This window comes from Helicobacter cappadocius, from assembly GCF_030688855.1.
In the GTDB taxonomy this organism is placed as follows: Bacteria; Campylobacterota; Campylobacteria; order Campylobacterales; family Helicobacteraceae; genus Helicobacter_J; species Helicobacter_J cappadocius.
Map to the genome: position 1 here is coordinate 142554 of NZ_JAUYZK010000002.1, position 23027 is coordinate 165580.

Here is a 23027-nt window from a genome sequence, read left to right on the forward strand (position 1 = left end):
AAATAGAGAAGGTATAAAAAAACGATATAGTCATCCAAAGTATGGAGAAATAGAGGTTCATATGGATTCAAAAGGAAATATACATGGGTATCCAACTGGAAGATATTGAATTAGAAAACTCAAAAGGAATTTCTAATGTTTCAAAATGTTTATTTGAGGAATATTGATTTGATAATCCATACTTTTGACAGAGATTTAAATAGAATAGGAGATTAGAAATGATATCTTTTTCTGATTATGAAAATTCAATTATTGATTATTCGAAAATACCTCTTGATGTAGCTCGTAACCACAATGTATCTAACAATAATTTTTATGATGAAAATTCCTTTGAGAGTATTATAGGATACTAGATCAAGATCGCAAATAGGGAAATAATGATAGAAAATATTATTTTATTTTATAATGAGTTAAAATATCCAATTGATCCAGAAGGTCTTGGTGTTATAGTTATTTTTTTTATTTTTATTAATTTTCCAATATTAATATTTATATATATTATTAATAGCATAATAGAAAGAAAAATATTTTCTATTAGAATTTTAATATTATATAATATAGATTTATTATTAATATTTTTATTAATTTATATTGAAGAATATATGCCATATATTAAACTTATAAAACCACTACTATTGCTATTAATATCAATAGCAATAGTAGTGGTAATAAAAATAGCAATAAATTATTTTATGAAGAAAAATATATTTATTATATTATCTAATTATATTTATAATAGTTTTTTATCATATTTATCAATTTATTTATTTGATATGTTAATAATATATATTATAAATATAATATATTCTTATATTATATTTATAAATAAAAAAATATTTTTTTATATTTTATTATTTATAATTTCATTTATATATTTTATTGGATTTTTCAATATACATCTATTTTATTTTATTTATACTAGAATACTAATATATGCTCCAAGTATTTTATTTATAATATCAATTATTAGATTTTTTTTATTCTTATTTAGATATAAAAGGACGTAAATAATGAATATCTCAATTATATTAAAATATTATAACTTAGGAGAGCGGAACCTAATAATTTGTTAGAATCGATTTTACTCAAAGAATTTAAGAAGAATCCTTTGGAGGGATCAAAAAAAGCAAGTGATTTAGATATGAAAGACCCTAGATGGCCATCTAGTGCTGGATGGGAAAAAAGACGAAGTGTTATGAAAAGACAACCAACGCCAGAAAAAAAAAGAAAAAAATTAAGGAAAAAACTGTAGCCGAAATACATTTCAATTATAATACAAAAACAGGAGCTATTGATGATATTAAATTTAAATCCCCTAACTAAAATTACGGAATATACTTATTTCTCATTTGAACGTGATTTGTATAACGATTTTATTTATCACTGGGCTTTTAAATTTCTTTCTGGTCTTTATTCGCCAGAAGCTGACTATATGATTACTATTAGGGGAGTTTGGGAGGGTGAAGATTATGCTAAAAAAATTCTAAAAGAGATTAGAACGGTTTGGGAAAATGGAGAGGGTGAGATTTTATTTCAAAATAAAATATATTTCGGAGACTCCAAAGGGAGAATTTTTCTCTTGTTTAAAAAAGAAAAGAGATACTCTAATGTCTAGCACGAAAATAGAAATAGTAGGGAATTTTGATAAAAATTTATCATATTCAAGTATTAATTCCCAAGATTTTTTTATTTCTTGTGGTGTAGGATTACTATTTGAATCACTTCCAAAGATTATAAAGGTTATGGATAAGGTATTAGATGTTTAAAAGTAAGTATTGAGAAATCAAAATAGGAGGTATTTATGGGCTTAGATGAGGCATTGGAAGAGATTCAAAAAGGAGTTTATTTTTCGTTTGGGTACAATAGTGATATGTGGACTGATGATGGATATATATATGAGTGGAGATTCAGACTTGTTGATTTTAATAATTTTCTGAACACTGATTATGATATAAACATTAGAGGTGTACTAATGCAAGAAGGTCAAAAAACTTTAAAAAATATAAAACTACTTTTGAATAAAGGAAGAGGTGAGGCTATTTTTGAAGACTTTTGTAGTTGTGTCGATGGGTATTGGGAGAACTTTTATTAGATTTTATAAAACTAAAGATAGTGCAGATTTTTTATTAGATTTTTCTATAAACAACACTTCTAAATCTGAAAAAAAGATAGATGACACTCTGCCTAGTTCTGAAAAGGCGATTATGGCAATAAAATACTATTATGAAATTCAATATCTATATCCTGATACAACTAGTAATCGAAAGATCAGTAATGTGAATAATTGTATTCAACGTTTTGGAATGGTTTTGTGGGGTAAGAGTATTTTTGATGAATTGAGATTGAAATGAAAGACAATGGCAAAAGAGAAAGAAGAGTGGATAAAAAAGGAAATATATACGAAAAAGATTATATGCATTCAAAAGAAGGTGCTCCTGTATGGGAAAAATATAACAAAAGAGGCAAACATCAAGGAGAAGTAGATGACCACAATAACAGAAGAAAAAAACCCGATCCAAATAAACGCATTGATCCATAAGATAAAGGTTTCAAGATGATAAAAATGTTTATTTCCAAAAAAGAAGGGAGTGACCTAGTCCGTTTTAACTATAAGCCTAAAATCAAAAAATCTCAAATTGAGAAGATTTTGGGTCAGGACTGGGAACACAAAAAACTCACAAAAAAACAAATCAAAGATTTTGGACTAGGATTTCTGCTAGATGTATTTGGGAGTCGTACACAATATTCTTTATATGAGATTTCAAAATCACGACAATTTTCAAATTATTGTTTGGGATGTTTTGATAGTGGTGACAAGATTAAATTATACAGGAGAATCTATTTTTCAAGTGAGAAAAAATTTCGAAAAATTCTCTCTTTGAGTAATAGCGAGGAATTACTAGATTTTTATGATTTTGACTCCTCTAATCTTTCTTTAGTGGGTATGGATTATCTCAGGGTATTTCAAGATATTTATCATTTTAGAATTTTTAGATTTTCATATTCCCCATTAACTCGATTTAGTATTGAGGTTTATGATTCTATAAATTTTTTAGGTCAATTTGATTTTGATATGGAATTTGATGAAATGAGTACCTTTATTCCCATGAATGAAGAAGAGATGGAGGATAAAATATTTTATGGAGGACTTCCAGTACTAAATGAACAATTATATTTATTTGGAGCTAAACATTTGTTATTGATAAATCAGGCTGATATTGAGTATCTTTTAGTTCAAAATTTCAAATAATTATCCAAATATTATTGAAAGTAAGAGATTTTTATAATTTTTAATGAATAGAAATAAAAAGTACACAAGGATGAAGATAAATGAAAAGAATGGAAATATTAGCAGAAAAGTTCAAGGATGTTAAACGAGTTAAATATTTAGAAGTAGATGACCACAATAACAGAAGAAAAAAACCCGATCCAAATAAACGCATTGATCCATAAGATAAAGGTTTCAAGATGATAAAAATGTTTATTTCCAAAAAAGAAGGGAGTGACCTAGTCCGTTTTAACTATAAGCCTAAAATCAAAAAATCTCAAATTGAGAAGATTTTGGGTCAGGACTGGGAACACAAAAAACTCACAAAAAAACAAATCAAAGATTTTGGACTAGGATTTCTGCTAGATGTATTTGGGAGTTCTATAGAGTGTTATTTTTATAATCCCTTAAGATCATTTTATCCAGAGTATTGTTTGGGGTGTTTTGATATCAATAACAAGATGATGTTTTATAGCAGAATTTATTTTCCTGATGAAAAAAAAGTTCGAGATGTCCTATTGCTAGATAGTAGCGAGGAATTGCTAGATTTTTATGATTTTGACTCCTCTAATCTTTCTATCCTTGAAGTAAATCATCTAAAAAACTTCAAACATAACCCTTATCATTTCAAGGTATTTAGATCCAAGTTTTTGTTACCATTGCGTTTTAGCATTCAGGTTTGTTTCTCAGATACTCTTTTGGATGTAGTTTTATGTCAATTTGATTTTGATATGGAGTTTGATGAGTTAAGTAGCCTTATCGAATTAGAAGAGGGAGAAAAAAGGATTAAGTTACTTTATAAAGAAACCTTAATAAGGGCCAAAGAATTGTATTTATTTGGTGCAGAGCATTTGTTATTGTTAAATCAAACCGATGTGAAATATTTTTTGGTACAAAACTTCAAATAAATAGAAATAATGAATGAATACTGATTTTGAAGAAAAACTTAAAAATGCACTTTGCAATAATGATCAAAATTTTTTAGAGCATTATAAAAATCACTATGACATCAATCATTCCTTTATTGATGAATATAATGACTCGTTGCTTTTATACGCGATCAGTGATTGTGATTCTGAAGTTTATAAATATTTGTTATCAAGGGGCGCTGATTTATTTGCGAAGAATGATTTAGGAGAGGGAATATTGCATTCTGTGATATTTAGCAAAAAAATAGAAAGATTGCATTATTTACTTGAGACATACCCATCCATTGTAAATATGCTAAATGACTCTGACAATGAAGGAAGTACTCCTATTTTATTTTCTATTATGCTAAAACAAAGATCTTTTTTTGATAAATTTTTACAAATGGGTGCAGATATTCATTTGGGAGATAAACAAGATATCACACCTTTGCATATGGCTTGTTTGATTAAAATTTCTGACTCAAGAGATAATTTTGAAATTGTTCGTTCATTGGTTGAATCTGGAGCTAATTTTAGAGTAAAAACAAAGCAAGGCAACTATCCTCTAGCACTAGCTGTTAATAATGATTTTATAGATATTGTAAAATATTTATCTAGTATTATGTATATTTGAAGATTTATTCTGTCTGTATTGAGATATCTATAGGCAACATGGGAATAAAGAAGGCGGGTTTAAACAAAGTTTTGGAAATAAAAAATGATAACAAAGACAATCAAAGACATAATCAATCAAGCAACAATTATTAGTGTGATTACCTAAAGAATTGCGTTAGAACGTGATATCGTTTTTTGGGAAGAAATATTCTTTAGATCGGAAAAACGATTATAAACAAGTGATTTTTGATTGGCTTGTAAAAGAAAATCTTCCGCACCAATCATTTATTTGTCAAAAAATCAAATTAGATCGTTTTAAAAAGATGTAGGTGAATTAGATGAAGACGAACTTCAAATAGCATCTGAATATTGGTCTATAGAATCTTTGACTTGGTCTATTTATTTGATTGGAAGAATAAGTCCATATAGATATAAGAGGATTGTTTTAGGAAGTGAAGAGATATTTATGGGGCAAGATAATAGTGTGAAAAAAACACTAGCAGTTTCTTCTCTACGTCCCACCACAGAAATCCATATCCAAAAAGAAATCTCTATGATATGGCATTGGAGATGTATAGAATATCTTCGTTATGGAAATATAGAATTTAAAGAAAATCTGAAAGATATCATCACTGATATTTTTGGAAAAGACTATTATAGAAACTATAGACACCATACAAAACTTCAATCTTCACAAAGAACTGATGGTAGAAAAAACCTTTTTTTTCAAACCGCAGAAAAACAATGCAATGAAATCCTAAGAATCTCTACTTGGAGACAACACGTTTTTGGACGGCTGTTTTCAAAAGAAGATTGGGGCGATATAGATGTGGATAGCTAGAAAGATTGTGGAAAAATATACCAGTTTCTATCAAGCTAAATATTATTCATTAGTTTGCATTCCTTCTAAAATAAGCCATATAAAATCCTAGAATCCATACCTGATATATGCCATCATATGGCTTCTGTCGGATATATCTTGAGGTTGTTTGCTGCCATCAGGTCTTAGCGGTACAGGACCGCTTACACCAACCTTATAACCTTCTTTTGTGAGATCTCGGTAATATTCTAATTTCAGACCAACAGCTAATTGAAAAGGGGATGAAAATTGATAGTCTGCATTCACAGCAATACTTTGCTCATTACTTCTGTCGCTAGTTGTGAGACGCCCTAGAATTCCCCAATTAAGCTTACCTCCGAAGTTTTTACTATTGCCTAGTACATAATATCCCCCACCATAGAGAAATCCTGTAAAAGCATCTTTACCCATCATATCGCTGATAGAAGCACCTATATCATAGACACTCGCTGTCCAAAAATCTATTCCCACAGGATTTCCATAAGTCCCCATATGGGCATTGGCATTTTTAAAGTTTTTGTAGATTCCACCGCCAATATTGTAGTTATTGATGTCAAATCGTTGTTTGATGAGTAATGTTTGACCATCTGCACCTGTTTGGTTCCCATATCTGTATCCGCTTCGCACATTTTTATCCCATACAGAAAAAAGTCCAATAATGGTAGTTTGAGATCTAAAGCCATTGCCATCAAATTCGGGATTGGTGTCATAACCCACTTCAATGGCAGGGGTTGTATAGGTTTTTGGAGAGAATTGGATGAATGGAGCGATAGTGATACCATTATGATACCAAGTTGTCTTAAAAATATGAATACCTAGATTAACAACTCTTCCTGAAGGCTCTGTATATGTTTTGGGTGCATAGAAGTCATAGAGCCACTCATCATAGGCAAAAGCTCTTCCGTAAGAGCTAAACCACCAAAGTTTAACTTCAGAAATTTTCGCATAAACTTCAAATCCTTGCGTAAAACCACTATGAAAATCAGCAGTGGATTCATATCGCCCACCCTTGATACCAAAGATACCATTATAATCATAGTTTAAATAAGCATTATAGAGGACATAATGTCTTGTATTTTGAGTCATTCCGATATTGTATTGAGAGTCGGGCTTTTGCCAAGCAGCCGTACCATCGTATTTTGCATAATATCCGATATAGTTAAAGGTTGCAGAACCAAAAGGTTTTCCGTTGGCTTCATCAATAAGATTTCTCCCAGAATCATACGCAAGACCTCCTACCATTCCACCTAATCCACCAGTTAAGCTCTGTTCTGAAAAAGATTGCGGGAGCAAGTTCATGTCTATTTGTAATCCCCCCACCATTGTTACAAAGCTCTCAGTGGGATATTTACCTTCTGTTGAGTTTATAGGCGTATTATTGAAACCGAATTTTGAAAAAGATTCAGCTTTCCCGCTTATTTTATAGTCGAAAGCATCTAGCCAAGTGGTGCCAAACAAAGCTAGTGCAATGAAACCAAAATATGATTTTTTCATGATGCTCTCCCTAATATAGTGGTTTTTGGAGGCTCTTAGCGATATTTTGAGCACTCCTAAAAATTATAACACATTTATTTTGGTTTCTTGGCTATAAAAAGTGGGTAGTTTTTCTCTTGTGCATTTTTTACACATCTATTTTAATGATTGAGTATAAAATGCTCCATAACCGCCATTCTTACTGCCACTCCATTAGTTACTTGCTCTAAAACTTTACATCTGCTATCTTTAAGTACTTCATCTTCAATATCGATATTTCTATTCACTGGACCTGGATGCAAAATGATGATGTTTTTATCCCTAATGAGTTCTTTTGTGATGCAAAAATTGTGTGCATAATCTTTTAGCGATCCATAAGTTTGCGTATCGTGTCTTTCGATTTGAGTCCTTAGACTCATCAAAACATCTACAGAATCAATAATAGAGGTGATGTCAGAGGTTGTTGGCAAATCTGTTTTTGGGAGAAAGTGCGGAGGGGCAACTAGAGTGATTTTCATTCCATAGCGTCCTAGAAGTTCGATATTGCTGTTGGCTACGCGAGAATTCTTTATATCCCCGATAATAGCAATGCGTTTTCCTTCTAGGGTGGTTTTAAAATGATTCTGTATGGTAAAAAGATCAAGCAATGCCTGTGTTGGGTGTGCGTGAGCTCCATCTCCGCCATTGATAATTGGGCAAGAAACATATTTGGACAAATGATCTCCTGCACCAGCATTTTTGTGACGAATGATGATAGCATTAGGTTTCATTGCATTGAGATTAGCTGCCGTATCAGAGATGGATTCTCCTTTTGCTGTAGAGCTTTTTGACACATCTAATCTCACCACACTTGCCCCTAGTCTTTTTAGTGCTATTTCGAAGCTACTTAAAGTTCTTGTAGAGTTTTCAAAAAATATTGTAATAGCCATCTTCCCTTTAAGGGTTTGAGCAACATCATCTTTTAGATAGTTTTTGGCACTATTTAAGATGATATTGATCTCATCTTTATCCAAATCAGTTGTTTGTATCAAATGTCGCATTCTTGCTCCAATCTTTGTGATAAAATTCGCTATGATTTTATCGCAAGTAAGCATAAAAACAAAAAATATTTTATTTGGATTTATATAATAATGAAAAGTTTTTTTCTGGTTCTTCTTGGTATTTTTATTTTCCTAGGCTGCACTAGCTATTATGAAGATACTTATAAACCTGATATTATTTTTGAAAAAAAAATACAAGCTTCTCGTAAGGGTGAAATATTAAAACATCAAAAACCAGTTGTTGTGGCTGTGGCGATTCATCTAAATGAGGTTGATAATGTTATTTATAGCGGAAGAGAATATTTTTTTGTGGAGATATTTAGTGAAAATAAGGAAATATTTTTGAACGATATGATTGAGTTTACTCTTTTTGGTAAATCTCCCATCTGGAGTAGAGAAATAACAAAAGATGATTTTGATGAGATACTTCATCCATCAAACAAATGGAGCAGAAATTTTTTAGTTGCTTTTGACAAGCTTGATCCTCTAGCATCAAGAGATGCAAAATTGGTGATGAAGGTGTATAATTTAGGGAAAATCGTTTTTAATTTTGCCTATGAAGCTGCCCCGATGCAAATATGAAAAGATTCTTCAAATGAGATTAGATATTTATTTAGCAAAAAATAATTATTGTAAAAGTAGAGAAAAAGCAAAAGAACTTATTTGTAATGGCAAGGTAAAAATCAATGGTTCTGTGATCAATAAACCTTCTTTTGAGATTATAGAATTTATCGAAAATATTGTTGAAATAGATATGGATGAATATTTAGTTTCCCGTGCAGGGAGAAAGTTATCAGGCTATTTTTTTGCCAATCATATTGATTGTGATGGCAAGAAGGTTTTAGATGTGGGTTCTAGCACTGGAGGATTTGCACAAGTTTTACTTAATTTTGGTGCAATCGAGGTTGTTTGTGTAGATGTAGGATGCAATCAGCTTGATAATGCGTTGAGAAATAATTCTAAGATTAGATTATTTGAAGAGTGTGATATTAGAGATTTTTCATTAGAAGAAAAATTTGATTTGCTAGTATGTGATGTTAGTTTTATTTCATTGAGTAAGATTTTAGATTATTTGTGTGTTTTTAGTGATGAATTGATATTGCTATTCAAGCCACAGTTTGAGGTTGGTGTGGGAGTCAAACGCAATAAAAAAGGTGTGATTATGGATAAAGATGCGATCCGAAAAAGGATAGATCAATTTTCAACTGAACTTTATGCTAAGTCACTCAAAATTTTGAATATTGAAAAATCATTATTAAAAGGAAAAGAGGGGAATGAAGAATTTTTTATCCATGTCAAAAAGTCTTGAATACTCTAGTGTTGCTATTGGAAAGTTTGATGGAGTGCATATTGCACATAAAAAACTTTTTAAATACTTGGATGATAATTCTTGTGTGCTTGTTATACATAAAAGTCATTCAAAATTTCTCACTCCATTAAAAATACGCGAAAAACTAATCTCTAAGCCATCTTATAAACTTCCTTTTAAGGATATTCATTCTTGGGATGGTGAAAGATTTGCGGATTTTTTAGATAAAAAACTTCCAAACCTTAAAAGAATTGTCGTTGGCTATGATTTTAGATTTGGAAAAGATAAAAGTTATGGAGCAGATGATCTTAAAAGTCTTTTTAAGGCAGAAGTGCTGATTGTTCCAGAAATCAAAATAGAAAATCTCCCATTACATTCAAGTATTATTAGAGAGCTGATTGGTTTTGGAGATATAAAACTCGCGAATAAACTTTTAGGGAGAAACTATAGTTTAGAAGGCGGAGTAATTTGTGGTCAAAATTTAGGTTCCAAGGAGCTTTATCCTACCATTAATATCAAAACCCAATCTTTTGTACTACCTGGAAACGGAGTGTATGCAAGTTTTACTCATTTTAAATCAAGAGTTTTTCCTTCGGTGTCTTTTGTGGGTAATCGGCTCAGTACAGATAGACATTTTTCTATTGAAACTCATATCTTAGACAAAAATATCGAGTTGGAAGAAAAGACTATTCAAATAGAATTTGTCGATAAAATCCGTGATAATAGACATTTTGAAAATCTCTCAGAATTAAAGCATCAAATATCTTTAGACATCAAAAATGCAAAAGATATCTTGAATACCTAAATAAATTTTTTAAGTGTAAAATATTATTCTAAAAGGAAAAACTGGTAAAAATGTAAAAAATTGTACAAAAAAATACGCTAGTTTTTTTTATAAATATATTTTTAAGTCAAAACATATCAAAGTTATTGCTTTTAATAATCCATTCAGGAGCCAAAGATGAATACTCGTAAAAAAGCAATAGAAGATGCAAAATCAATATTTAGAGTTTGTAGTGGAAATTTTTTGGAAATGTATGATTTTGCAGTGTATGGATTTTATGCTAGTTTTATCGCACAGGTATTTTTTCCTTCACATAGCCAATTTACATCAATTATGATGAGTTTTATGGCTTTTGGGGTTGGATTTTTGATGCGTCCAATTGGTGCGATTGTTTTGGGATCTTATATGGATAGACACGGACGAAAAAAAGGTCTTTTGATAACCCTCTCTCTTATGGCACTTGGAACTTTGAGTATTGCAATAACTCCTTCGTATTCACAAATAGGGATTTTTGCACCTATTATTGTAGTCATAGGGAGGTTGCTACAAGGATTTAGTGCAGGGGCAGAGTTAGGGGGCGTGAGTGTATATTTAGCAGAAATTGCCCCATCAAATAAAAAAGGTTTTTATGTTTCTTGGCAAAGTGCTTCTCAACAGGTTGCTACAGTTGTTGCAGGGCTCTTTGGGGTAGGGTTGCATTATATTTTTGGAGACTTGGTAATGAGCGAATGGGGTTGGCGGATTCCTTTTGTTTTTGGTTGTTTGGTTGTGCCATTTTTGATAATCATCAGAAAAACACTCCAAGAGACCCCCGAATTTGAAACGCGAAAATCTCAAGGTGTGAGCAAGATTAAAGAAATGATTTTTGATATATTTAAAAATTGGAAAATTATGGTATTAGGATCGTTGTTTGTCATGATGACAACTGTAACTTTTTATTTTATTACATCCTATACTCCAACATTTGCAAGTAATATTTTAAATCTTTCAAGATTGGATAGTTTTTTAATCACAGCAATTATTGGAGCAAGTAATTTTTTCTGGCTTCCTGTTATGGGTGCATTAAGCGATAAAATTGGTCGTAAGCCTATCTTGATAGTGATGACTTTGCTGAGTTTTTTCACAGCTTATCCGGTAATGTATTTTTTGGTGCATCATATCAGCTTTGTCAATCTTATGATAGTTGAGCTTTGGCTTAGTTTCATATATGGTAGCTACAATGGAGCAATGGTGGTAGCACTCTCAGAGGTGATGCCTTCTAGTGTGAGAGTGCTCGGATTCTCGCTGACTTATTCTTTGGCAGTGGCTATTTTTGGAGGTTTTACTCCTGTAATCTCGACATATTTTATCGAGCTTACAAATAATAAGGCTATGCCTGGTATTTGGCTAAGTATAGCCGGGCTTTGTAGTCTTTTTGCCACAACAATTTTATTTAAAAAAAGAAAAATTTAAAAACAATATAGTTTTTTTAGAGTAAAAGTTTTTATTAAGCCCAAGAATTATATAATTTGTTTGCCTCTTTTCAGACCTATGCAATTATAGCTTGGGATAATGCTTCAGGGTGGGAACACAGCAGAGTAGCCCATACTATGGTGTGCCTTAGCCATCTGGAGAGGGGTTTATAACCCATATATTTATTCTCAATATTTTCTTATTTTAAAAATATTTCAACTTTACCCTCATTTACTTTCTATGAATATTTTTTTATCATATTTTCAAGTGTATACAAAACAAAAAAAGGAGATCTTCGATGAAAAAAATAGCTTTATGCTTAGGAGTTGCTCTGGTGTTTTCATCAGTAGCTTTTGCTAATGGACCCAAATGGGATTATGAAGGAAAAAATTCTCCACAAAATTGGGGGAAGATTTCAAAGGATTTTGATACCTGTTCGCTTGGCAAGTCTCAATCACCGGTTAATATAACCAATTTTACTGAGACAAAAATGCCTTACAAAATCATTTTTTCTTATAAAGCTTTTCCAAAATTAGAAGTAGATGATGGTAGAACTATCAGGGTTGAATACAATAAAGATGCTTATGTGTCTATAGATGGACATCGATATTACCTCACACAATTCCACTTCCATTCCCCAGCAGAAAATCTACTCAAAAATAAGCAATATCCACTTGAGATGCACTTGGTGCATCAGGATAAAGATGGACACTTGTTGGTTGTAGCTATTTGGTTTAAAGAGGGCAAAGATAATAAAATTTTAGATCCAGTATGGAAGGCTATGCCTCAAAAAGTGGGTGAGAAAATCAAAGTTTCAAATGTTGATTTAGGAAAACTTATTCCAAAAAAACTTGATTTTTTTCATTATGATGGATCTTTGACTACTCCTCCTTGTACAGAAGGCGTGAGTTGGTTTATACTCAAAGAACCTCTTGAAGTCTCAAAAGATCAGATAAAAAAAATACAACAAACCCTGAAAGAATCCAACAATAGACCTGTTCAACCACTGAACAATAGAAAGGTTGAATTGTATATTCAGCAATAATATTATCTATAGCACCAAACTCGGTGCTATAACTCTGCAAACTCCTCGTAAATATTTTTTTTGTATTCTTTGAATTTTCCATTTATAATAGCTTCTCTAGCCTCTTTGGTTAGATTAAGATAGTACCTGAGATTATGAATACTTGCTAGTTTGTGGTAGGTGATTTCATTGCATCTAAAAAGATGATGTATGTAAGATCTAGAATAATTTTTACAAGTATAACAATCGCATTTTTCGTCAATTGAATTTTCATCAAGTTTGTATTTAGATGATTTGATATTGATTTTTCCTTTAGAAGTAAATAAGGTGGCATTTCTAGCATTTCTAGTAGGCATCACACAATCAAACATATCCACACCTCGCTCAATTGCTTCTAGGATATTTTCAGGTGTTCCTACTCCCATTAAATATCTAGGTTTTTTTGTTGGTAGAAGGTCTGTAACATACTCTATGCTTTGATACATTTCATTAGCAGCTTCTCCCACTGCTAATCCTCCGATAGCATATCCATCAAAATCTCCAAGCTCTATGAGCGATTTTGCACTCAAAGTTCTCAAATCTTTATCCGTGCCTCCTTGAACGATCGCAAATAGGTGATTGGTTTGTCCCAGATCGTAACTTTTTTGTAGAAGATGGTATTCTATGCTTCTTTTTGCCCATAATGTTGTTTTTTCTACGGATTCTTTGATACGTTCTTTACTGGCAGGAAGTCCTATTAAATCATCTAATACCATCATAATATCGCTATTTAGGGCATATTGCATATCTAAAACATTTTCAGGGGTGAAAAAATGCTTACTCCCATCAATATGAGATTTGAATTCAATTCCTTCAGTATGTTTTTTCATATTTTTACTCAGACTAAACGCTTGAAATCCACCACTATCGGTCAAAAAACTTCTATCAAATCCTGTGAATTTATGCAACCCCCCTATTTTTTTCATCGCTTCTTGACCCATTCGCAAATACATATGGTAGGTATTAGCTAATATAATTTTTGCATCTAGTAGGTTTTTTATATCATAAGTATCTAGCCCTTTGATACACGCTTGTGTTCCTACGGGCATGAAAACAGGTGTTTGTACAATAGAATGTGCGAGTTGAATTGTGGTTGCCCGGGCATTTTCATCAATAGCATCAATTTTAAAATCCATATTTTAAACCTTTTGGTATAATCATAAGCATAAAAGAACAGGTCAATATAAATTAACTTTAAGCAAAGGGATATATTTGAAAAAAATTGTTTTGATTGGTGATGGAATTGTAGCAAAAAAATTTTTTGAAACTGTGCTTGAAAAATATTTTAGCAATAATCTCTATACGGTTATTTCAAAAGATTCTAGCTTTGTGCCAGAAAAGATTCCTAGTACATTTAATTTTCAAATTTTTGATCCAACCTCTGCGTATAAACTTTTGAATATTGTAAATAATGAAATCAGCGATGTTTTTATCATAATGGAAGATCCAAAAGAACGTGAGATTGTATATGAAATTATTAAAAATAAGCACAAAGATATTCGAATTGTCTTGACTGCTTATGAGGATGAAATTACGCTCCCTAGCATATTAGAAGATGAAAGATCAGTTGTTATAGAAGAGGCCAAAACTATTGCAGGAAGACTCTTAGCTAGACTTCCTAATGTTCCATTGATTCCGCAAGGATTTGGCTTGGAGCAGGGTGAAGTGATGGAAATAGGTGTGCCTTTTGGTAGTGTGTTTACCTATCGTCATATTGGATCAATAGAACAAAAAAACTATAAAATTGTTGGGATTTATAGGCATGGCGAATTTATTTTGAGTAATTATTCGATTGTTATACAACCTACAGATGTTTTGTTGGTAGCTGGAGATCCAAAAGTTCTAGAAAATGTGTATAGGCAAATAAAAAGTGATATAGGTCAATTCCCTGCACCTTTTGGAAAAGATATTTATGTTTATGTTGATACTCTCTTGCAGTCAAAAAAATCCGTGATGAGAGATATTCAACAAGCACTCTTTATACACAAAAATACAAAAAGTGCAAGATTGAATATTTGCGTACTCAATCCATCTAATTTTGAACTTCTCAAAGAGATAAAAGCACTTGATGAGCTAGATGTAAATGTGATGCTAGAATACAATGGGATGAGTTTTGTTCAAAAGCTACAAGAAGATGCTGAAAAGAAAATAGGTTTAGTTGTTATTGGTAAAGAAATTTTCTCTTCTCGTTTTCATAGAAAGGCACTTTTTGAACTTTCTACCCCTGTGTTTAAGAGCAGCTCAAGAAGCTTGGAAAATCTAAGAGATAGCGTTGTTGTTCTCAATGATGAAATGAATGAGGGGGAAAATATTTCTTCGATCATTTTTGATATTTCTATTCAGATGGGATTAGGAGTGTTGCTTTATGATTTTGATCCTGATAAACACTATCAAATTGAAGTTGCACGAGATTATCAAAATCTTTCGCGTATTTTTGATAAGAAAATTAAAATCACTCGCACAAATTCTAAAAATCCTATTTTATTCCTAAAGGAATCTAAAAATCCGCTTTTACAGTTTCTGCCTTTTGAACATTGTATTACAAGGACGAGATTTTTTTGGTTCGCTTCTACAAAAGTAGAAAAAATTTCTTTTATGTTGGATAATAATCCTCAAATTTTTATTCCTATTACAGAGTAATATACGTGAAAAAAATACAAGAAATCACTGTTTCGACATCTAATCTCACTTACTCTGTAAAAATAGGCAGACTTGATAAAATTATTCACAAAGGCAAGGTTCTTGTAGTGAGTAATCCAAAGATAGCAGGGATGTATTTACAAGATTTGTTAGATTGCATCCAAGCTGATGAAGTCTTTGTGAGTATTGTTCCTGATGGAGAAAGTCACAAGAATTTTGAAAGTATTGATAAGATTCTTGAAGTTGCTTTTGAGAGTAGGTTGGATAGAAAATCTCTAATGATAGCACTTGGCGGAGGAGTTATAAGCGATATGGTGGGTTTTGCCAGTGGGATTTATCAAAGAGGTGTCGATTTTATAACGATCCCTACAACTCTACTTGCTCAAGTGGATGCTTCCGTGGGTGGTAAAACAGGCATCAATAATAGGTTTGGAAAAAACCTCGTAGGGATTTTTCATCAACCTAAAGCTGTCTATGTTAATCCATTGTATCTTCAGACCCTGCCCAAAAGAGAATTTAGTGCAGGAGTTGCTGAAATAATAAAAATGGCAGTTTGTTTTGATAAGGATTTTTTTAATTGGCTCAAAGACAATGATCTAAACGATAGAGATTGTCTTGAAATTGCGATTGCTAGAAGCATTCAGATTAAGGCTAATGTTGTAAGTTTGGATGAAACAGAGCAGGGTATTCGTGGAGCACTCAACTATGGTCACACATTTGCTCATGTGATTGAGAACGAAACCAATTATCATACATTCTTACATGGAGAAGCTGTGGCAATTGGCATGAGGATGGCAAATGATTTAGCTTTAAAGCTTGGCTTAATGAGTGTAGAAAATATTAAATCTATAGATTTTTTGCTCAATCGTTATGATCTAAATCACAACTATCACATCAAAGATGTTGAAAGTTTTTATGACAAGTTTTTCTTGGATAAAAAAACTCAAAATGATAAAATAAAATTTATCTTTCCAAAAGGTATTGGTGATGTTGCAATAACAGATGAAGTGCCTAAAGATAAACTTTTTGAAACATTGAAAAAGTGGGGCAAATAGCAATGAACTATCATTTTAAATTCTCTATAATAGCCCTCATTCTCGTATTTTTTGGCTTTAATCTACTGCAAGCTGAACATGTAAATAATACAATCAAAAATAATGACTCCCAAATCCAGTCACTCAAAATCCAAATAAAGCAAATTAACGACAAAATATCTTCAAACAAAAGTATTTGGTTAAAAAAATACACAAATTTTGCCATATACAATCAAATCATAGCAGATATTGAAAAGATCAAAAAAGAACTCAAAAATTTAAAAAACCACAAATCTGCTGACAATTCCAAAATTAATACCTTAAATCATAAGCTAGAAACCCTAGAAAGACAAGAAGAGCTTTTGCAAGAATATAAAACCAATCCCTTCAAAGAACTCATAGAAAAGCCTCAAATTACCAATATTCCAAATATTTCTAATCCGATAGCCATTATCGGTGGTATTTCTTTTATCAAAAATCTTGAAAATCAAAAATCTATCCTCAAAAAAAACCAAAAGAATTTAGAATCTATTATAAAAGATTTAGATAAAAAATATTTTTTACTACAGGAGCTTTGGGAGTTTGATAAATCAAAAGAAATTCTTGATCAAATTCGTCAAAACCAAAGTAAGAAATTAGAACTTCAAAGTGCTCAAAATATTCTTAATACAACTATTGATATTTACAGTAAAGATAGTGATGAAGTCGTGGCTAGACTCAAGCTTCAGATTAAAAACCAGATTTTCAAACTTATTTATATTGGTCTCACTGTTATTTTTACCATAGCCTTGGCGTTAGCCTTGAAGGTGTTTGTCAGACGTTATATCCATGACAATGAAAGAGCCTATACTGCTAGCAAAATCATTAATTTTTTCAATATCAGTATCATCATTTTGATTTTATTATTTGCTTATTTAGAGAATGTTACCTATTTGGTCGCATTTTTGGGTTTTGCATCTGCAGGACTAGCTATTGCAATGAAAGATTTATTTATGAGCGTTTTGGGGTGGTTTGTTATTGTGCTTGGTGGAAGTGTGCATGTTGGGGATAGGATAAGGGTGAGTAAAGATGGAAGTGTCTATGTTGGAGATGTTTTAGATATTTCTATGCTTCGTATCACGATGCACGAAGATGTAACCCTCACTACCTATTTGGAAAATCGTCGTGCTGGTAGAATCATTTTTATTCCTAATAATTATATTTTTACTACGATGTTTGCTAACTATACACATGGAGGAATGAAGACTGTTTGGGATGGTGTGGATTTTACTATCACTTTTGATTCCAATTATAAGAAAGCACTTTCTATTGCATCAGATGTTGCAACAAAATATTCGCGTGGATACACTGAAATTACACGAAAACAACTCAATAAAATGAGAGATAAATATTCCTTACGAAATAATAATATTGAGCCAAAAACCTTTAGCATTATTGAGTCTAATGGAATTAGAATCTCTGTTTGGTATCAGACAAATGCTTATGCAACCTTGACTATTAGAAGTACTATTTCTGGAGAAATCATTGAAAAAATCTTAAAAGAACCAGATATTTTTATCGCTTATACAACAACTAAGTTGATCAAGGATGGTACCGATGGTTTTGGAAATAAAACCGTTAAAACAGGTAGTATTGAAGAAGAAAAGGATTGACATGTCACAAAAAATATTTTTCAAAACCTTTGGCTGCCGCACGAATCTTTTTGATACTCAGGTGATGCGTGAAAAGCTTAAAAACTTTGAATGTGTAGATGATGAGGAAAATGCAGATATTGTAGTGGTGAATTCTTGCACAGTTACAAACGGTGCTGATAGTGGTGTGAGGAGTTATGTAAATAAACTTCACAATATTGGTAAAAAGGTTTATTTTACGGGTTGTGGGGTAAAAACACAAGGTCAAAAACTTTTTGAAAAAAATCTTACTTTTGGGGTTTTTGATCATAGCTATAAAGAAAAAATTGATGATTTCTTGCATTATCAGGAGAGATTTTTTTATACCGATAGAGCAGATGAAGATCATCTTGATTCAACTTTAGTGAGTGAATTTGTGGGAAAACACAGAGCATTTATCAAAATCCAAGAAGGTTGCGATTTTGCTTGTAGTTATTGTATCATCCCTTTTGTTAGAGGAAAGGCTAGAAGTATGGATAGCTCAAAAATTCTCAATCAAATCAGCATCCTAGCAGATAAAGGTATATCAGAGGTGGTTCTTACAGGGACAAATGTGGGTAGCTATGGCATGGATAAAGGCACTAATATTGCTAAATTAATCAAATCTATCTCGAAGATTACAGGAATAAAACGTATTCGTATAGGAAGCTTAGAGCCAAGTCAGATCAATGATGAGTTTTTGGAACTTTTAGATGCTGATTTTATGGAGAAACATCTGCATATAGCCTTGCAATATACACAAAATAGTATGCTTGAAAGAATGAATCGTCATAATCGTTTTGACAATGATTTTATTCTTTTGCAAAACATATCAAAAAAGGGATTTGCGATAGGAACGGATTTTATCATAGGTCATCCAGGTGAGGATGAATTTGTATGGGCAGAAGCTTTTGAAAATGTAAAATCTCTTCCTCTTACACATATTCATCCATTTATTTATAGTCCGCGTGAAAACACTCCTTCAGCATCAATGGGAAATATAGTCAATGGGAATATTTCAAAATACAGACTTCATCAACTTAATACTATTGTCAAAGAAAAAAATCTTACCTTTAGAAAAAATCTAAAATCTCAAAAAAAATCACTGAATGTCCTCATAGAAAATTTTCAAAATGGTTTTTATAATGGTCTTGATGAATATTTTAATAAAATCAAAATTCATTCAAAATCACCTATTTCTTCCAAATGGTTAGTGGTATCAGATTATAAGGTGTTAAGCGATATAAACGAGGCACAAATTGAAGAATAAGAATAATCTAAAGATAGGTATTATTGGGATAGTTGTCGTTTTAGTTTTGATTGTATTTATGTTTTCAAAGGATAACTCACAACTCATTAGTCAGAAGTCTTTTGAAGAGTTTTTACAAACACATAGTATATCTCAGGTTTCTGCAGATAAACAATACTTTTATTTTACATTTGAAAACAAAACATATAAAGTTGCAAAAATCGGTATTGATTCTTCTATTTTACATAATATTCCCATTCAAATAAAAACAGATATAAGTATCCCAATCATTTTAAATACGATCACTATATTTATTTTATTTGGTATTGCATTTGTTTTGTTTTGGAAAAAAAGAATTCAAGTCCAGAATTCAAGCACATCGCTTCTTTTGGAAAATGGACCCTTTGTATCCAAAGAAAATATTCCTGAAAAATCTAATACTAGTCTTGTTGCTATAAACTCTTCGGTGAGATTCAAAGATGTTGCAGGAATAAAAGAGGCAAAAGAAGAACTCATAGAAATTATCGATTATCTTAAGAATCCTCAAAAATACAAGGAATTAGGAATCTCTTTGCCAAGAGGAGTTCTTTTGGTGGGACCACCTGGTGTAGGTAAAACAATGATAGCAAAAGCTGTTGCCGGTGAAGCCAATGTGCCATTTTTTTATCAAAGTGGAAGTAGTTTTGTGCAGATTTATGTGGGAATGGGTGCGAAGCGAGTTAGAGAACTATTTTCAAAAGCAAAAGCAAACTCCCCTTCAATAGTTTTTATTGATGAAATAGATGCTGTAGGAAAGGCCAGAGGAGAGGGAAGAAACGATGAACGAGAAGCTACGCTCAATGAACTACTAACTGAAATGGATGGTTTTGGAGATAACAATAATGTGATTGTTATTGGTGCAACTAACAATATAGAAGTGATCGATGAAGCTCTTCTTAGAAGCGGAAGATTTGATAGAAGGATTTATGTAGAAATGCCAGATTTGGAAGAAAGAAAAGAGATTTTTCAAGTCTATTTGCAAAATAAAAAACACAATCTTAATTTGGTAGAAATATCTAAAATGTGTGTAGGTTTTAGTGGTGCAATGATTGCTTCTGTAGTAAATGAAAGTGCATTAAATGCATTCAGGAGAAAAAGCGATATTATCGAGCTTAAAGATATTTTAGATGTGAAAGATAAGGTCGCTTTGGGTAAAAAAAAGATTATCAGTTTAAATGAAGAAGAAAAAAATATCCTCTCACTTTATCAGTCTGCCAAAGTCATTAGTGCATACTACCTAAATATTGATTTTGACAAGGTTGCTTTGGTGTCAGATTTTATTATTGACAAGAATAAAGAAATATTAAGTAGAAGCGAAATGAATAATAAAATAAAAGTCTATTTGAGTGGAGTTATAGCACTAGAATTGATAATGAGTGAAAAATATACCAATGCAAAAGAAGATATAAAAAAAGCTAAAAATATAGCCAAAGAAATGTGTGAAGTCTATGGAATGGCAAATAAAATCATCACTAAAGATTTAGACATTTCACGAATTCTTTCTGCTGCCCATTTAGAACAAATGGAGTTTTTAAATAATTACAAAGAAGTAATCATATCTCTATCAAAAGTGCTTTTGGAAAAAGAACGATTAACTAAGCAAAATATCGAAGAAATAATAAACAAGAGATGATAAGCGATGTATTTTAGTGGTTTTTGTTTTGAAGGCGAAGAAATTCTATTTACAGATTTTTCACATAAAAGTATTTATGATATAAGCGGGTTTAGTTATGGTGCTCAAAAAGCTACCGAAGAGGTTTTTAACAGGCTAAAAAAAAACCAAAGAGTACAAAAACTCATTCTTTATTCTCCTGCATTTTTTGAAGATAAAAATGAAGCCTATAAACGTCTGCAGATTTTATCTTTCAAAAAAAATAGACAAGCTTATATACAAAATTTTTTAGATAAAGCAGGAGCAGATCAAGAGTGTAATAAATATTTTAAAGAAGGTATTCTAGAAGAATTGGAGGCATTGTTAAGCTATAAATGGTGCAAGGATAAATTAGAATATATTATAAAAAAAGGAGTTTCTATTGAAGTTTATCTAGGTGGAAATGATAGAATTATTGATGCAAACACCACAAAGGATTTTTTTGCTTCACTGGCGGTGGTATGTTTTATGAAGGGATTCAATCACTGTTTGAAATAAAGATGATTAACATGGGGATTGTAAATAATCTTATAACTCCCCATTAATTAATGAGGAGTTTATAGCAAATCTATTATTTAATTTGAATATAGACAGGTTTTGTTATTTTGGCTGTAATGTCTGCTAGATTTTTATCTGCTTCAGCTCTAGATTTGTATGGTCCTATCAGGTATTTTGTAACAGTTTCACCATTTAATGTTGAAGTTTGGGTGCGATAGGTATATTTTCTGATCTTATCCATAAAAACTTTGTTAGGTGTTTTATTAAAAACTCCTACTTGTAGATAATGACCAGGTGTTGCATTAGAACCATTTTTGACGATAGGTTTTGGCTTAGTGGGTACAGCTTCTTTTTTTGTATTGATTGGTTTTGTATCTTTTTTTACTACAGGTTTTGTTTGAGCCGGTTTTATTGATTGCGCCTTGGAAGACTCATTAGTTGTAGATTTTGGTGCTGGTTTCACATTTTCAGTAGTGTGATTGTCTAAAATACTAGATGCTTTATTTTCCTTTTGATTTGTAATAGGTAACATTTCATCGCTAGAATCTTGGGCAGGTGGGCTAAAGTGAGTATCTTCGGCTTGACTCTGGTTAGCTAGTTGCTTTGATTTAATATCTTTAACAATTTTGTCAAATTTACTATCTTCATCTGACTTTGACATATCATCAATAGACATATTATCAAAATCATCATTCATATCACTAGTATCAGTTGCATCATGTAGAGTATCCATTTTTTGGATGGAGTTATCTGTTGTTGTAGGGGTTTCCTTTGTATCTTGAGTCTTCATTTTCCATGCTACTACCAATAAAATCAAAATAATCACAATTGCGATGATGATCATCAAGAATAATTTTTTTGTTTTTGATGATTGTGTATTATTGCTATCTCCTAGCAAAATTTCATTTAACTCTTTTTTGTCTTCCATTATTTACTCCTTAGTATAGATTAAAGATGCCTTGCCCATGAAGAACCACGCTCTTTTGCATAGACTTCATAAGGTAGTGCTAATATATTAAATTCAGTGGGCATTTCATCATTTGGAAATACCTTCCATTCTGTTGGAAACATTTGTGATAACTTCAACGATAACATTCTACCCAATCTTTTTCCTTCACTTAGTTCTGTATGTCCTTTATGGATATACAGGTGAAGATGACCAGGTGTTTTTGATTGGTAGGCAGTAAAATTCATAAAACCTTCTTCTCTTAACATTAGTTGGGCTTTATGGTAGAATTTTTCAGTATTTCTACCATTGTAATCAAAAACAATATTTTCGACTTTATTATCATTTAATATTAAAGAGTGAGCTAAAATTACCTCTTTTTTAAGATGTTTTTGAATTAGTGTGCTTGTGAGTAACGAATCAACTTTTTCAAACTTATCATAAAAGATCCTACCTAGATGAGCAATCTTTTTGCCTAAACCGTCTTTTTTCTGATAATAAAAAGAAGTATTCATTTTGATAAGCTTTAAATCCATCTCAGTCATAAGAC

Annotated in this window: 28 protein-coding genes and 1 other RNA gene; 24 read left to right on the forward strand and 5 right to left on the reverse strand. The window is 31.5% G+C overall.

Annotated features, from left to right (window positions below):
• Positions 1-218: 218 nt before the first annotated feature.
• From Q5I06_RS01990 to Q5I06_RS02045, 12 genes are all read left to right on the forward strand, one after another.
• Positions 219-353 (forward strand): hypothetical protein, encoded by a 135-nt coding sequence (locus Q5I06_RS01990; protein ID WP_305516532.1) that lies wholly within the window; start codon positions 219-221, stop codon positions 351-353.
• A gap of 713 nt (positions 354-1066) precedes the next feature.
• Entirely contained in the window at positions 1067-1252 is a 186-nt protein-coding gene (locus Q5I06_RS01995; RefSeq protein WP_305516533.1) for a hypothetical protein, read from the forward strand.
• 42 nt (positions 1253-1294) lie between these two features.
• On the forward strand, positions 1295-1615 hold the full coding sequence (locus Q5I06_RS02000; protein WP_305516534.1) for a hypothetical protein: 321 nt from the start codon (positions 1295-1297) through the stop codon (positions 1613-1615).
• Entirely contained in the window at positions 1608-1766 is a 159-nt protein-coding gene (locus Q5I06_RS02005; RefSeq protein WP_305516535.1) for a hypothetical protein, read from the forward strand. The genes Q5I06_RS02000 and Q5I06_RS02005 overlap by 8 nt, the downstream gene beginning before the upstream one ends.
• Positions 1767-1801: 35 nt before the next feature.
• Positions 1802-2092 (forward strand): hypothetical protein, encoded by a 291-nt coding sequence (locus tag Q5I06_RS02010; RefSeq protein ID WP_305516536.1) that lies wholly within the window; start codon positions 1802-1804, stop codon positions 2090-2092.
• The gene (locus tag Q5I06_RS02015; protein WP_305516537.1) at positions 2043-2351 is read left to right on the forward strand and encodes a hypothetical protein; all 309 of its coding nucleotides are present in this window, start codon (positions 2043-2045) and stop codon (positions 2349-2351) included. The genes Q5I06_RS02010 and Q5I06_RS02015 overlap by 50 nt, the downstream gene beginning before the upstream one ends.
• Positions 2348-2539 (forward strand): colicin E3/pyocin S6 family cytotoxin, encoded by a 192-nt coding sequence (locus Q5I06_RS02020; RefSeq protein ID WP_305516538.1) that lies wholly within the window; start codon positions 2348-2350, stop codon positions 2537-2539. The genes Q5I06_RS02015 and Q5I06_RS02020 overlap by 4 nt, the downstream gene beginning before the upstream one ends.
• A gap of 15 nt (positions 2540-2554) precedes the next feature.
• A complete protein-coding gene (locus tag Q5I06_RS02025; protein ID WP_305516539.1) occupies positions 2555-3250 on the forward strand; it encodes a hypothetical protein in 696 nt (231 codons plus the stop codon).
• Positions 3251-3330: 80 nt separating this feature from the next.
• Positions 3331-3453, forward strand: a complete 123-nt coding sequence (locus tag Q5I06_RS02030) for a hypothetical protein (protein ID WP_305516540.1) — start codon at positions 3331-3333, stop codon at positions 3451-3453.
• A 15-nt stretch (positions 3454-3468) separates the two neighbouring features.
• Complete coding sequence (locus tag Q5I06_RS02035) at positions 3469-4176, forward strand: hypothetical protein (RefSeq protein ID WP_305516541.1); 708 nt, start codon at positions 3469-3471, stop codon at positions 4174-4176.
• Between the two features lie 13 nt (positions 4177-4189).
• Positions 4190-4810, forward strand: a complete 621-nt coding sequence (locus Q5I06_RS02040) for an ankyrin repeat domain-containing protein (protein ID WP_305516542.1) — start codon at positions 4190-4192, stop codon at positions 4808-4810.
• A gap of 447 nt (positions 4811-5257) precedes the next feature.
• The gene (locus tag Q5I06_RS02045) at positions 5258-5632 is read left to right on the forward strand and encodes a hypothetical protein (RefSeq protein ID WP_305516543.1); all 375 of its coding nucleotides are present in this window, start codon (positions 5258-5260) and stop codon (positions 5630-5632) included.
• A gap of 87 nt (positions 5633-5719) precedes the next feature.
• Here the strand turns inward: Q5I06_RS02045 and Q5I06_RS02050 are convergent, their stop codons facing one another.
• Positions 5720-7144, reverse strand: coding sequence for an outer membrane family protein (locus Q5I06_RS02050; protein ID WP_305516544.1), 1425 nt, complete (start codon positions 7142-7144; stop codon positions 5720-5722).
• Between the two features lie 140 nt (positions 7145-7284).
• Complete coding sequence (locus Q5I06_RS02055) at positions 7285-8163, reverse strand: aspartate carbamoyltransferase catalytic subunit (RefSeq protein ID WP_305516545.1); 879 nt, start codon at positions 8161-8163, stop codon at positions 7285-7287.
• Between the two features lie 90 nt (positions 8164-8253).
• Between Q5I06_RS02055 and Q5I06_RS02060 the strand changes: the two genes are divergently transcribed.
• The 6 genes from Q5I06_RS02060 to Q5I06_RS02085 all read left to right on the forward strand — a co-directional run bounded on the left by Q5I06_RS02060 (position 8254) and on the right by Q5I06_RS02085 (position 12753).
• Positions 8254-8745: a hypothetical protein gene (locus Q5I06_RS02060; protein ID WP_370690906.1), complete on the forward strand. Its 492-nt coding sequence runs from the start codon at positions 8254-8256 to the stop codon at positions 8743-8745.
• Positions 8746-8758: 13 nt separating this feature from the next.
• Complete coding sequence (gene tlyA / locus Q5I06_RS02065) at positions 8759-9472, forward strand: 23S rRNA (cytidine-2'-O)-methyltransferase TlyA (protein ID WP_305516546.1); 714 nt, start codon at positions 8759-8761, stop codon at positions 9470-9472.
• On the forward strand, positions 9438-10277 hold the full coding sequence (locus Q5I06_RS02070; RefSeq protein ID WP_305516547.1) for a bifunctional riboflavin kinase/FAD synthetase: 840 nt from the start codon (positions 9438-9440) through the stop codon (positions 10275-10277). Before tlyA ends, Q5I06_RS02070 begins: the two co-directional genes overlap by 35 nt.
• Positions 10278-10433: 156 nt before the next feature.
• Positions 10434-11708 (forward strand): MFS transporter, encoded by a 1275-nt coding sequence (tcuC, locus tag Q5I06_RS02075; protein WP_305516548.1) that lies wholly within the window; start codon positions 10434-10436, stop codon positions 11706-11708.
• 67 nt (positions 11709-11775) lie between these two features.
• Positions 11776-11873: signal recognition particle sRNA small type (ffs, locus tag Q5I06_RS02080), an RNA gene on the forward strand.
• Between the two features lie 133 nt (positions 11874-12006).
• Positions 12007-12753, forward strand: coding sequence for a carbonic anhydrase (locus Q5I06_RS02085; RefSeq protein WP_305516549.1), 747 nt, complete (start codon positions 12007-12009; stop codon positions 12751-12753).
• Positions 12754-12779: 26 nt separating this feature from the next.
• Here the strand turns inward: Q5I06_RS02085 and tgt are convergent, their stop codons facing one another.
• Positions 12780-13907, reverse strand: a complete 1128-nt coding sequence (gene tgt, locus Q5I06_RS02090) for a tRNA guanosine(34) transglycosylase Tgt (protein WP_305516550.1) — start codon at positions 13905-13907, stop codon at positions 12780-12782.
• 76 nt (positions 13908-13983) lie between these two features.
• Here tgt and Q5I06_RS02095 point away from each other — a divergent pair, with 76 nt between their 5' ends.
• From Q5I06_RS02095 to bioV, 6 genes are read left to right on the forward strand one after another with little or no spacing between them, the layout of a single operon-like run.
• Positions 13984-15411: a COG3400 family protein gene (locus tag Q5I06_RS02095; RefSeq protein WP_305516551.1), complete on the forward strand. Its 1428-nt coding sequence runs from the start codon at positions 13984-13986 to the stop codon at positions 15409-15411.
• A 14-nt stretch (positions 15412-15425) separates the two neighbouring features.
• Positions 15426-16466, forward strand: coding sequence for a 3-dehydroquinate synthase (gene aroB, locus Q5I06_RS02100; protein ID WP_305516625.1), 1041 nt, complete (start codon positions 15426-15428; stop codon positions 16464-16466).
• Between the two features lie 2 nt (positions 16467-16468).
• Positions 16469-18097, forward strand: coding sequence for a mechanosensitive ion channel domain-containing protein (locus Q5I06_RS02105; protein ID WP_370690907.1), 1629 nt, complete (start codon positions 16469-16471; stop codon positions 18095-18097).
• 1 nt (position 18098) lies between these two features.
• Positions 18099-19364 carry a tRNA (N(6)-L-threonylcarbamoyladenosine(37)-C(2))-methylthiotransferase MtaB gene (gene mtaB, locus Q5I06_RS02110; RefSeq protein WP_305516552.1) on the forward strand — a complete coding sequence of 422 codons (1266 nt, stop codon included), beginning with the start codon at positions 18099-18101 and terminating at the stop codon, positions 19362-19364.
• Positions 19354-21015, forward strand: a complete 1662-nt coding sequence (locus Q5I06_RS02115) for an AAA family ATPase (protein WP_305516553.1) — start codon at positions 19354-19356, stop codon at positions 21013-21015. The genes mtaB and Q5I06_RS02115 overlap by 11 nt, the downstream gene beginning before the upstream one ends.
• A gap of 6 nt (positions 21016-21021) precedes the next feature.
• A complete protein-coding gene (gene bioV / locus Q5I06_RS02120; RefSeq protein WP_305516554.1) occupies positions 21022-21531 on the forward strand; it encodes a pimelyl-ACP methyl ester esterase BioV in 510 nt (169 codons plus the stop codon).
• 73 nt (positions 21532-21604) lie between these two features.
• On the opposite strand, the gene Q5I06_RS02125 is transcribed toward bioV, so the two are convergent.
• Together Q5I06_RS02125 and Q5I06_RS02130 are read right to left on the reverse strand one after the other, a co-directional pair.
• Complete coding sequence (locus tag Q5I06_RS02125; protein WP_305516555.1) at positions 21605-22459, reverse strand: SPOR domain-containing protein; 855 nt, start codon at positions 22457-22459, stop codon at positions 21605-21607.
• Between the two features lie 20 nt (positions 22460-22479).
• Positions 22480-23022: a DUF1882 domain-containing protein gene (locus Q5I06_RS02130; protein ID WP_305516556.1), complete on the reverse strand. Its 543-nt coding sequence runs from the start codon at positions 23020-23022 to the stop codon at positions 22480-22482.
• Positions 23023-23027 lie beyond the last annotated feature (5 nt).